This window comes from Psychromonas algicola (assembly GCF_004378355.1).
Taxonomy (GTDB): domain Bacteria; phylum Pseudomonadota; class Gammaproteobacteria; order Enterobacterales; family Psychromonadaceae; genus Psychromonas.
The window spans coordinates 138,356-150,795 of the sequence record NZ_SNUB01000005.1 but is presented as its reverse complement, the minus strand read 5'-3'; the positions used below and the strand labels follow the sequence as shown (position 1 = coordinate 150,795).

The following is a 12,440-nucleotide window of genomic DNA, read 5'->3' as shown; positions in this document are numbered from 1 at the left end:
GTCCGCCACTCGTCATCTTCTAGCAAGCTAGAAATGTTACCGTTCGACTTGCATGTGTTAAGCCTGCCGCCAGCGTTCAATCTGAGCCATGATCAAACTCTTCAATTTAAAGTTTAATTTGCAACCTAAGTTGCGACTCAATATTACTGACTAAAACTTCTCGCCAACTATAAATAGTTAACAAGCTGTTATTCTGAATTAATGAATTAATTCGTGTGTCACTTCTATTGATGTTGCCTAACAAGTAGGACTTTGATTTTTTTGAAATCACATCAACAATAAGTGCTCACACAGATTGTTTGATTAAATTGTTAAAGAGCGTGCCTTTCGGCTAGGCGGCGTATACTACGCGCCTTTCGAATAATGTCAAGGTCTTATTTTTGATATTTTATAAAAGATTAAACATCTTTATAAAATATGAAATGGCCTTCAGCAAATTTAATTTCAAACCTTAGTTTGATGACTTAATTATGCTTTTTTTATTCTCAGTTCAAGTTAGTTGCTTTCGCTTCATCCCCTGTCTGTGGATGCGCATTATAGGGATCCTCAAAACATTGGCAAGTCTTTTGTGACGATTAATTGTAATTAATTTTTATACCTTGTTTTAACACAAGTTATCCACAATTTTGACTTTGTTATCCACACTTTAGTGTCGTATAGTGCTTTTTTATTATGATTAACACGAAGGTTTATTATGCTTCCTACTTTACGTTCTTATAAAAACATTCATCCGACTATTGGCAATAGCGTTTATATCGATCCTTTTTCGAGCATTATTGGTGATGTTCGACTGGCTGATGATGTGAACATTTGGCCTATGTGTGTTTTACGTGGTGATGTTAACTATATCTCCATTGGTGCAAGAACTAATATTCAAGATGGTTCTGTTTTACATGTTGCTAGAAAAGGAGAAGCAACTATTGATGGCTATTCTTTAGATATTGGTGAAGATGTTACCGTTGGCCATAAAGCAATGTTGCATGCTTGTCAGATTGGAGATCGCGTTTTAATTGGAATGGGTGCAATTGTTTTAGATAATGCGCGTATTGAAGATGATGTTATTTTAGCAGCTGGGGCATTAGTCCCACCGAATAAAGTATTAGCTTCTGGCTTCTTATATGTAGGTGCGCCAGCTAAAGCAGCTCGTCCATTAACGGAATCTGAATTCGCTTTTTTGAAGCGTTCTGCAAGCCATTATGTGAAATTGAAAAATGAGTACATTGCAGAAGCAGAATAGTAGAAAGATTATAAAACAGAATAATCCCTCTTATAAAAGAAGAGCTCCTATTAAATAGAAGCTCTTTTATCTGCATGTTAGCCTTTGCTCATTGCTTTGTGTAGTAACATACTTGTTTTATAATTTAGCTCTAATGCTCTTTCATCACTTGCATGCTGACTCACGAACATTGCACAATCTTTTAATACTTTTTCCGGCATGGTTGTTTTGCTTTCTGGGCTAAACCCTAAGTTCATAAAGAAGTCAGGCATACGCGTTAATACAAATAGACGTTTAATTTCCATTTTTTCTGCACGCTTAACCAACAATTCAACGATCGCACTACCTTGACCACGCCCTTCAAAGCCAGGTGCAACACCTAAAGAACGAATTTCAGCTAATCCTGTATCGTAAACATGTACAGAGCCACAACCTGTAATTTTTCCATCTAGCTCAGAAACAACAAATTCACTCATTGATTGTTCTAGGTCAGATTTATCACGCGGTAGGTTTTCACCTTCCTTTGCCCAGTGATTTACGATGAACTCAATACTTTCAAGATCTGCTGAACTTGCAGGCCTGATCGTTACTCCTGATGTATCTCTCTTTGCTAAACGCTCTTCAGCAGCAGTTAATGCAAATTCAACTTGCTGAGGAGAAACTCCGCCCAATGCTGTTCGAGCAGCTAAAGTTGCTCCTAATGTCAGTGTTGGATAAACATCTTCTTCGATCACATCTGAGAATTGTTTAAATTCTGCAACACTTAAATCTTCAAGTGGCACCCCTTTTTCAATAGCAGCAACAACGGCTACGCCCACAATATGGTGCGCTTCACGGAAAGGAATACCTTTTGCTACTAGGTAGTCAGCCAATTCAGTTGCATTTGAATAGCCACCTTGTGCAGCTTCTTTTGTACGCTCTTCATTTACTTTAAGATCGGTTAATGCCATTGCAGCCATTTCTAAACAATCGCCCCATGTGTCTAACGCATCAAATAGACCTTCTTTATCTTCTTGCATATCTTTGTTGTAAGCCAACGGTAATGCTTTTAATGTCATTAACATACCAGCTAATGAACCGAATACTCGACCCGATTTACCACGGATTAATTCCATTGCATCTGGATTTTTTTTCTGAGGCATTAAAGACGAGCCTGAAGTAACAAGGTCAGACATTTCAATAAATGCTGATTCACCACTGTTATAGAAGATTAAATCTTCTGCCATACGTGATAAATGTACCATTGATAATGTGGCACAACTCATTAACTCAACAACATGGTCTCGATCTGATACTGAATCTAAGCTGTTACGTGTTGCACGTTTAAAACCTAAAGAATGTGCTAAAGCAGTACGATCCATTGGATAACCTGTACCTGCAAGTGCTCCACTACCTAATGGACATGTATCCATACGATCTAAACAACCTTCTAAACGGCTATGATCACGCTCTAACATTTCTAAATAAGCTAAACACCAGTGAGAAAAGGTAACTGGTTGAGCACGCTGTAGATGAGTATATCCCGGTAATACAACAGCTTGGTGAATGCGTGCTAATTCGATTAGTTTTGCTTCTAACGTATCAAGATGAACAATTAGTTCTTTTGCTGTTTTTTTACACCATAATTTTAAATCTGTTGCCACTTGGTCATTACGACTACGACCTGTGTGTAATTTTTTACCTAAATCACCCACTTTATTAATTAACTGACCTTCAACCCAAGAATGAATATCTTCAGCATCTGACTGTAATACTTGCTGCGGATTTGCTTGTACTGAAAGTAACAGCTCATTCAAACTATTCTCAATGCTTACTTGCTCATCAGTTGTTAAAACGTTAACTGCTAATAATGCTTTTGACCAAGCAATTGAACCAATAATATCTTGTTCAGCAAGACGGTAATCGAACTTCAATGAATCATTAAATAATTTAAATTTTACGTCTGCCGCTTGGCTGAAACGTCCGCCCCATAGTGCCATTTGTTACTCCATTCTGATTTGGTCATTACGCCAAATCCATTTATTGAGGGATGAATATTACTTGTTTGTTCTATTTATAAAAGCTTTATCAGTAACTTCATTTTTAAAACGCTTATAAATAGAAATTCCTGCCACGACAAATCGAAGCAGGAATTTTAAATAATTTTACAGCTTATTTGTTGCTGTTTAGCTTACGAATACGGCTAGACAGTGAGTACAAACGGATGAAACCTTCAGCATGTTTTTGGTCATAAACATTGTCATCACCAAATGTAGCAAACTCTTCAGAGTAAAGGCTATTTGGTGATTTTTTCTTAACAGCAGTCGCTTGACCTTTGTAAAGACGAACAACAACTTCACCATTTGCATCTTTTGCTAATGATTCAGATGCTGCAAGTAAAGAGCCACAAAGTGGTGTAAACCAACGACCATCATACACTAAGTGAGCAAATTCTTGACCCACTTGATCACGCCAGCGACGAGATGGTTTATCATGGACTAATTCATCAATACCACGAAGTGCAGTTACCATTACAGTACCTCCTGGCGTTTCGTAACAACCACGAGATTTCATACCAACAGTACGGTTTTCTGTAATATCGATACGGCCAACACCATGTGCGGCAGCTTTCTCATTCAATAACATTAATGCAGCATATGGAGAAAGTTCAACACCATCTACCGCTGTTACACGTGCATTTTCAACGGTTAATGTGACATATTCAGGTTCATTTGGTGCATCAAGTGGATCAACCGTTAATGTCCAAACTCCTTTACTTGGTTCGTTGTATGGGTCTTCTAATTCGCCACCTTCGTGCGAAATATGCCATGCATTTGCATCACGGCTGTAGATTTTAGTTGCGCTTGCTGTTGTTTCGATATTACGCTCAGCAAGGTAATCTAATAGATCTTCACGAGAAACCATGTCCCACTCACGCCAAGGAGCGATAACGCGCAACTCAGGAGCTAAAGCAGCAAAGCAGCTTTCAAAACGAATTTGGTCATTACCTTTACCAGTACAACCATGACAAACTGCGTCTGCACCTACTTTTAATGCCACTTCAACTTGTGCTTTTGCAATAATTGGACGAGCCATAGAAGTACCTAATAAATAAGTTCCTTCATACACTGCGCCAGAAGCAATAGTTGGGTAGATGTAGTCTTTAACAAACTCTTCTTTTAAGTCAACGATGTGACATTCAGAAGCGCCAGAAGCAATTGCTTTCTCATGTAGACCAATTAATTCTTCTTCGCCTTGGCCTACATCGGCACAAAACGCTACAATTTCACAATCATCATAAGTTTCTTTTAACCACGGAATGATTGCTGATGTATCTAGACCGCCTGAATAAGCGAGAACCACTTTTTTAACTTTACTCATTGATAATTTCCTTTCGTCTACATCTATTTATTAATTAGGGTAAGCATAATAGCGTTTTGTATGTGCATTCTATTTTCAGCTTGATCAAAAATCAATGAAGCTGGGCCATCCATTACGTCAGAAGTAATATCTAAACCTCGATGTGCTGGTTGACAGTGTAAAATATGTTTAATACCAGTTTCATCAAGTAGTGCTTGGTTAATTTGGTATGGCATAAATTTAGATTTAATTTGTTCTAGTGGCGTATCATCACCCATTGATAACCAAGTGTCGCCATAAACAACATCATAACCTTTAATATCTTCAATATTATTCGTTACAGTAATAGTTGCACCTGTTTTTTCTGCAATGTCTTCCGCTTTCTTAAGAATTTGAGCGTCAGGGCTATGGCCTAATGGGCAAACTGCAGTGACCGTTGCACCTAATATCGCACCTGCAATAAATAATGAATGGGTTACATTATTGCCGTCGCCGATATAAGCCAATTTCACTTTTGTTAAATCATCATAGTTTTGCGAAATGGTTAAAAAGTCAGCCATCCCTTGGCATGGATGGTATAAATCACATAACGAGTTGATCACTGGAACACTTGAATATTCTTGCATTTCAACCAAGGTATTATGGTCAAAAACACGGGCAACAATACAATCAGCCCAACGAGAAATATTAGCAGCAAAATCTTTTACATCTTCGCGACTTCCCATTGCACCATTAGTTTGATCTAAATAAACAGCATGGCCACCTAATTTATTCACACCAATATCAAAGGTAACGCGTGTACGTAATGATTGTTTTTCAAATAAAGTTACAACGCTTTTACCGGCTAATGCCTGTGCATATTTACTTGGATTAGCTTTAAGATCTTTACCCAATGCAATCAGGTCTAATGCCTGTTGTTGAGTCATTTCCATACCGGTTAATAAATTTTCCATTGTCACTCTCTATTTATCTTTATTTAATTACTTTGGTTCCCACTGCTTTACCTGCAAGCAATGACACTAAATTCTCTGGATTCTTCCAACTCGCTAACATGACATAACCTAATTGCTCTGCTGCTTGTAGTGCTGCTTTCACTTTGACAGCCATTCCATCTTGAATAACATTATCTGCAATCAGTGTATCAGCTAGTTGTGTATTTAACTCAGGAATAACCTCTTTTTGAGCATTCCATACACCATCAACATCGGATAAGAAGACTAGCTCAGCCCCCACCAGCTCACAAATGGTAATGGCCGCTTGATCTGCATTTACATTATAAAGATTACCATCTTCTCCAATTGCGATTGAAGAAATTACAGGTAAAAAGCCACCCGCTAATAAATGATTAATTAAGGCAGGATTATTAGGGCTTGAAATACCAACAGCACCTAAGTCAGGATCCATCTGCTTTACTGAACAACTAAAACCATCAGCCAATGATAAACCCACAGCAGATAAACCTGCTTGTAATGCTTTGGCCATTAATAGTTTATTTGATGTTCCCGCTAATGCGCCCGCGACATAAGGAATTTGATCGAATGGTGTAATACGTAATCCATTCTTTTTCTCGCTTTTAATGTTCATTTTATTAAGAACATCTTCAACAATAACACCGCCGCCATGCACAATTAATAATGGGCGCTGTTGTGTTGCTAAATATTCAGTCAGTGCAGAAAATAAGTTACTCAATGCTTCCTTACTTTCTAATACTGCCCCACCTAATTTAATTAATAGCGGTTTTTGTTGTACTTGTGTCATTGAAAATCCGTTTTATAAAATAGAAGTCGTGATATCAAAACCAAAACGTAGGTTAATGCACTGCATTGCTTGAGAAGACGCGCCTTTAAGTAAATTATCAATAGCACTAAACACCACTAAATCTTGCCCATCTAACGCCCAACCTAAATCACAGAACGGAGTATCAACGACATTTTTCAATGCGGGTAATGAATCTTCCATTAAACGCACTATTGGCTTATCAGCGTAAGCCGTTTGATAAGCTTGATTTACCTGCTCTGCCGTTACACCTTCATTTAAGACCACATTAATACTTGCTAATATGCCACGCTTAAAACTCCCTAAGTGTGGAGTAAATACCACTTCAGTGCCTAAATGCTGATCAATCTCTGGTTTGTGACGATGTGTAAATACACCATAAGGTTGTAAACTCACTTCACAAAAACTACTCGCAACGTTAGCTTTACGTCCCGCGCCACTCACACCACTTGTTGCATTAATTGTTGGTTTAATACCTGACTTAATAAAGCCTTCATCAAACAATGGTTTTAATGCAGTTAAAGACGCTGTTGTATAACAACCTGGTACTGCAATTAAATCCGTTTCTTTTACTTGTTCTGCATTCCATTCAGCTAAACCATAAACTGCTTTTGCTAATAATTCAGGATGTTGATGCGTAAAACCGTAATATTTTTCATAAAAGCCTTCTGACTGAACTCTAAAGGCACCAGATAAATCAAATACCACTGTGTTTTGAGCTAAAAATAACGGTGCTAAGTTATGACTCACCTCATGTGCAGTCGCCAAAATAACGATGTCAACATGCTTACAAGCAGCTTCAATACCATCAGTACCTAAAGGTTGTAATAATAGATCAACACGACCACGTAAATTACCGTATAAATCAGAAATTTTCTTACCTTTATCTAAACTACCTTCTGATACATATAAACCTGATAATTCTATACTCGGGTGGCGTGTTAAAAATAGGGCTAATTCTGCACCAGTGTAACCACTTGCCCCTACTACAATCGCTTTTAACATAAAGAAAATTCCTGTTTCATTACTGACTTAATCTGCTTCAAATAATTGAAAACGACATTATAGAGATAGCATCGTTACATATAAAGTAGCACTTTAAATCAAAGTGCTTATTTATGCAATTAAAGTGAATAAATATATTTCCAATATTAAACTTAGTACTATAATAATTAAAATCAATTGTTGTAAAATTAATCTATGATATCTTTTAACACTACAATACAGCATCGCAGATAAAGTGATAACGGTTGGCGATCGATTAACAAACTCTATTAAGGAAACCTATGTCATTACCTGCATTCATGGACTTATATAAAGGCCTAATAAAATTACCGTCTATTAGCTCAACTGATAGTGCATGGGATCAAACAAACTCAGCAGTAATTAATCAACTAGCGGAATGGTTATCAGATTTAGGTTTCAAAACAGAAATCACCGAGGTTAAAGCTGCACCAGGAAAATTTAACCTAGTAGCAACGTTAGGTGAAGGCGAGGGTGGCTTACTATTAGCAGGCCATACAGATACCGTTCCTTATGATGAAGGTCAATGGCAAACGGACCCATTCAAAGTCGTTGAAAAGGACAATCGTCTATATGGCTTAGGTACTATTGATATGAAAGGTTTCTTTGCTTTTGTAATTGAAGCCTTAAAAACAATCGATCGCGACAAACTGAATAAACCGTTACGAATTTTAGCGACCGCAGATGAAGAAACGACTATGTCCGGTGCGCAACAAATAGCAGAACAAAAACAATTCAAACCAGATTATGCTGTGATTGGTGAGCCAACAGGTATGGTTCCTGTTATTATGCACAAAGGCCATATGTCAGAAGGTATTCGCATCACAGGAAGAAGCGGTCACAGCTCAGATCCAGATAAAGGGTTAAATGCCATTGATATTATGCATTTAGTTTTATCTGAGCTTAAAAAAGTACAGCAAACCTTTAAAGAAAAATACCATAACCCGCACTTTGAAGTGCCTTACCCAACACTTAATTTTGGTGCGATTAATGGGGGAGATAGCCCAAATCGAATTTGTGGATGTTGTGAATTGCATATTGATATGCGCCCTATTCCGGGTATCAGCACCAGTGAATTATTCATTACTGTGAAACAAGCATTAACAGAAATTGAGAAAAAATATCCAAATAGCATAGAAATTTTTCATTTACATGAACCAATCCCTTCTTATCAATGCCCAATTCATTCGGATTTGATTGAACATGCAGAAATTTATACAGGAAATAAAGCAGAAAGCGTAAACTACTGTACCGAAGCTCCATTTATTCAAGAATTAGGCTGCGACACTATTGTATTGGGGCCTGGGCATATTGCACAAGCACACCAACCAAATGAATATTTGGACCTTTCATTTGTAAAACCAACAAAAGCAGTACTAGAGAAACTGATTCAACATTATTGCTCATAAACAGAGACTTTATCTTTTTGTAATTTAATTACAAAAAGATAAAAATGGCTACTAAAATAGACATATTAACTCGGCTCTAGATTGACTAGGCCCTGCATTATGCTATTTTATTTAGCTCCGCATAAGAAAAATGTAATTTAATTACACGAATAAGGAAGTACGATGACAGAACAATATGCAAACTTACGTGGCAATGTTAGTTTATTAGGCCAACTACTTGGTAAGAGCATTAGTGACCACTTAGGTGAACCTTTCCTTGAAAAGATAGAAAATATTCGCCAGCTTTCTAAATCATCTCGCTCAGGTAATAGTAAAGACGGAGAGCGTTTAATTGAAGTGCTCTCAAACCTAAGCGACCATGAGTTACTGCCTGTTGCACGTGCATTCACACACTTCTTAAACCTTGCTAATATCGCAGAACAGTTCCATGGCATTTCTCGTCACTGTGACAGTGGTGTTTGTGCGCCAGATCCAATGGTTCAATTAATTGCAAAATTAAAGAACTCAGATGTATCTGAAGAAGAAATGCAAAAAGCAATTGCTGAATTAAAAATGGATATGGTGCTAACAGCACATCCAACTGAAATTACGCGTAGAACACTGATCCATAAACATACTGCGATCAATGAATGTTTAAGTCTTCTTGAATTAACAGATGTGTCAGATAAAGAGCGCGATCAACTACTAGCACGTCTTGAGCAACTAATTACTCAAGCATGGCATACCAACGATATCCGTAAAAATCGCCCAACACCTGTTGATGAAGCAAAATGGGGATTTGCGGTTATTGAAAATAGTTTATGGGAAGCCGTGCCTCAATATGTACGAGAATTAGATAAAACGCTTGAGGATGGATTAGGCTTTTCTCTTCCAATCGATGCTTCTCCAATCAAGTTTACATCGTGGATGGGTGGAGACCGAGACGGTAATCCATTTGTCACTGCAAAAGTAACTAAAGAAGTATTAACAACAAGCCGTTGGGTTGCCGTTAGCTTATATTTAGAAGATATTCAGCAACTAACCAAAGAATTATCAATGGGTAACTGTGATGCAACACTACGCGAAATTGTTGGTGAAGAAGCAGATGAACCCTATCGTGTGATTTTACGTAAACTACGTGCAGAGTTAAAAGAAACATTAACATCACTAAGTGCAACATTACAAAACCATGAAAGCACTGCGAAAGATATCATCACAACAACCAAACAACTTAAAGAACCTTTACAGCTTTGTTATAACTCATTAATCAATATGGGTATGAAATCTATCGCTAACGGTTTATTGCTGGACATTATCCGTCGTGTAAATTGTTTCGGTGTTAACTTAGTGAAATTAGATATTCGCCAAGATGGTGAACGTCATGGTGATGTATTAGCTGAATTAACACGTTACCTAGGTATTGGCGATTACAATGCTTGGAATGAAGAAGACAAACAGGCCTTCTTGTTACAAGAATTAAACAGTAAACGCCCTCTTATTCCAAATAACTGGGAACCCTCTGAAGCGGTTCAAGAAGTATTAGATACTTGTGAAGTGGTTGCACAAACAGATCCAGAAGCATTAGGGATTTATATTATCTCGATGGCTCGCCAAGCTTCTGATGTACTTGCTGTACAACTTTTATTAAGAGAAGTTGGCTGTCCATTCCGTATTCCAGTCGCACCATTATTCGAAACATTAGATGATTTGAATAATGCAGCAGAAGTGATGGAGCGTTTATACGCTGTAGATTGGTACCGTGGTTATATTAACGGTGAACAACACGTCATGATTGGTTACTCTGATTCAGCTAAAGATGCCGGCGTAATGGCCGCTAACTGGGCACAATACACATCTCAAGAAGCATTAATTAGAATCAGTGAAGAAAACGATATTCAATTAGTTTTATTCCATGGGCGTGGCGGCACAATCGGCCGTGGTGGTGCTCCTGCACAACAAGCACTGCTATCACAACCTCCAGGTTCATTAAAAGGTGGTTTACGTGTAACAGAGCAGGGCGAAATGATCCGCTTTAAATTTGGCTTACCTAAAGTCGCAGTGCAAAGTTTAAATATTTATACCGCTGCCATTTTAGAAGCAAACTTACTACCACCTCCAGCGCCAAAACAAGAATGGCGTGATGTGATGGACCAATTTGCCGATCAATCTTGTAAAGAATATCGTCACTTTATTCGTGAAGAGCCTGATTTTGTTCCTTACTTCCGTAGCGTAACACCGGAATTAGAACTAGGAAAATTAGCCTTAGGTAGTCGCCCAGCTAAACGTAAGCCTAATGGTGGCGTTGAAAGTTTACGTGCGATCCCATGGATATTTGCATGGAGTCAAAACCGTTTAATGCTTCCAGCTTGGTTAGGTGCAGGCTCATCATTAAAAACATTATTAGACGAAGGCAAAAAAGACCTATTACAAGAAATGTACGTAAGTTGGCCTTTCTTCCATACTCGTTTAGAAATGTTTGAAATGGTATTCATGAAAGCGGATGAAGAACTGACTAAATTCTATGAAGAGCGTTTAGTGCCTGAATCATTATGGCCATTAGGTGAGCGTCTTCGTGATAGCCTTAAATTAACACGTGAAACCGTATTGGAAACGATCCCAGATCACCAGTTAATGCAAGAAAACCCGTGGATTAAAGAATCGATTACATTGCGTAATCCTTATGTTGATCCATTGAATATGCTACAAGCTGAATTGTTATCACGCTCTCGTTCATGTGAAAATAATCCAGATATTGACCAAGCATTGATGGTAACCATTGCAGGTATTGCAGCAGGCTTACGCAATACGGGCTAATTAGCACCTCTAATAACGCTAACCGCTTTTTATTAAAAAGTTGTTAGCGTTTTTTATTTAAAACCGCCCAATTTCATTTTCAATTCACAACATCTCATCAGATATTTCAATAGTTAATCTATGGTTTAAGAAACCTTGGGTATGTTAGAATCAGAGTTTAATCGTTCCATGGTAACAACAATGACAAACAAAACACCTATTCAACAACTTGACGCCCTTGGTTTACGCTGCCCTGAGCCTGTTATGGTCATTAGGAAAACGGTTCGTAAATTAGAAGTGGGTGATGTATTAGAAATCATTGCTGACGATCCTGCGACCACGCGTGATATTCCTAGTTTTTGCCGTTTTATGGAGCACCAATTAATTGAAGCGCAAACAGAAACGATTCCCTATCGTTATGTGATCCAAAAAGGCATTAAATAGTTTTTAATTATCGTCGCTTTCTGATTTTAACGACACTGAACTTTTTAACGAATAAGACGACTGATTAATATAAGAAAAATCACCGCAATGTTGCAGTGATTTTTAATAGATTAGGTGATATTTATAAAGTTAAGAAAGGCAAAATCTTTTTCAATGTACTTTGACCAATGCCTTTAACTTTAGTCAGATCTTCAAGCGCAGTAAAGTCACCGTTTGCGGTACGATAATCAATAATAGCCTGTGCTTTTTTACTGCCTATTCCTTTTATCATTGATAATTGGCTAATATCGGCACTATTAATATTCACTTTTTCAATACCAGGGATGGTTGCAGTTCCAACATCTAATGCTAATAAAGGTTGAAAACTAATAGGTAATAAAAATAATGACGCGATGATGATTAGACGACGTGTTAATTTATTAAACATAAAACTCTCCTTTTTTATTAGATCGAATTTTTAC

Annotated in this window: 10 protein-coding genes and 1 rRNA gene; 4 read left to right on the top strand and 7 right to left on the bottom strand. The window is 37.6% G+C overall.

The genetic code is table 11. From position 1 onward, the window contains the following. Nucleotides 1–108 (bottom strand): 16S ribosomal RNA (locus E2R67_RS04260); the annotation flags it as partial. Between the two features lie 586 nt (nucleotides 109–694). Here E2R67_RS04260 and E2R67_RS04255 point away from each other — a divergent pair. After that, nucleotides 695–1,237 (top strand): gamma carbonic anhydrase family protein, encoded by a 543-nt coding sequence (locus E2R67_RS04255; RefSeq protein WP_134289688.1) that lies wholly within the window; start codon nucleotides 695–697, stop codon nucleotides 1,235–1,237. A 77-nt stretch (nucleotides 1,238–1,314) separates the two neighbouring features. On the opposite strand, the gene argH is transcribed toward E2R67_RS04255, so the two are convergent. From argH to argC, 5 genes are all read right to left on the bottom strand, one after another. Further along, nucleotides 1,315–3,195, bottom strand: coding sequence for an argininosuccinate lyase (argH, locus tag E2R67_RS04250; RefSeq protein ID WP_134289687.1), 1,881 nt, complete (start codon nucleotides 3,193–3,195; stop codon nucleotides 1,315–1,317). A gap of 172 nt (nucleotides 3,196–3,367) precedes the next feature. Next, the gene (locus E2R67_RS04245) at nucleotides 3,368–4,576 is read right to left on the bottom strand and encodes an argininosuccinate synthase (RefSeq protein ID WP_134289686.1); all 1,209 of its coding nucleotides are present in this window, start codon (nucleotides 4,574–4,576) and stop codon (nucleotides 3,368–3,370) included. Nucleotides 4,577–4,599: 23 nt separating this feature from the next. Then, the gene (locus E2R67_RS04240) at nucleotides 4,600–5,508 is read right to left on the bottom strand and encodes an ornithine carbamoyltransferase (protein WP_134289685.1); all 909 of its coding nucleotides are present in this window, start codon (nucleotides 5,506–5,508) and stop codon (nucleotides 4,600–4,602) included. 19 nt (nucleotides 5,509–5,527) lie between these two features. After that, a complete protein-coding gene (gene argB / locus E2R67_RS04235; protein ID WP_134289684.1) occupies nucleotides 5,528–6,313 on the bottom strand; it encodes an acetylglutamate kinase in 786 nt (261 codons plus the stop codon). 12 nt (nucleotides 6,314–6,325) lie between these two features. Continuing rightward, entirely contained in the window at nucleotides 6,326–7,336 is a 1,011-nt protein-coding gene (argC, locus tag E2R67_RS04230) for an N-acetyl-gamma-glutamyl-phosphate reductase (RefSeq protein WP_134289683.1), read from the bottom strand. Between the two features lie 281 nt (nucleotides 7,337–7,617). Between argC and argE the strand changes: the two genes are divergently transcribed. The 3 genes from argE to tusA all read left to right on the top strand — a co-directional run bounded on the left by argE (nucleotide 7,618) and on the right by tusA (nucleotide 11,979). Continuing rightward, entirely contained in the window at nucleotides 7,618–8,763 is a 1,146-nt protein-coding gene (gene argE, locus E2R67_RS04225) for an acetylornithine deacetylase (RefSeq protein ID WP_134289682.1), read from the top strand. A 162-nt stretch (nucleotides 8,764–8,925) separates the two neighbouring features. After that, nucleotides 8,926–11,556 (top strand): phosphoenolpyruvate carboxylase, encoded by a 2,631-nt coding sequence (gene ppc, locus E2R67_RS04220; RefSeq protein ID WP_134289681.1) that lies wholly within the window; start codon nucleotides 8,926–8,928, stop codon nucleotides 11,554–11,556. 180 nt (nucleotides 11,557–11,736) lie between these two features. Then, nucleotides 11,737–11,979 (top strand): sulfurtransferase TusA, encoded by a 243-nt coding sequence (tusA, locus tag E2R67_RS04215; protein WP_134289680.1) that lies wholly within the window; start codon nucleotides 11,737–11,739, stop codon nucleotides 11,977–11,979. A 121-nt stretch (nucleotides 11,980–12,100) separates the two neighbouring features. On the opposite strand, the gene E2R67_RS04210 is transcribed toward tusA, so the two are convergent. Continuing rightward, nucleotides 12,101–12,406: a ComEA family DNA-binding protein gene (locus E2R67_RS04210; RefSeq protein ID WP_134289679.1), complete on the bottom strand. Its 306-nt coding sequence runs from the start codon at nucleotides 12,404–12,406 to the stop codon at nucleotides 12,101–12,103. Nucleotides 12,407–12,440: the final 34 nt, after the last annotated feature.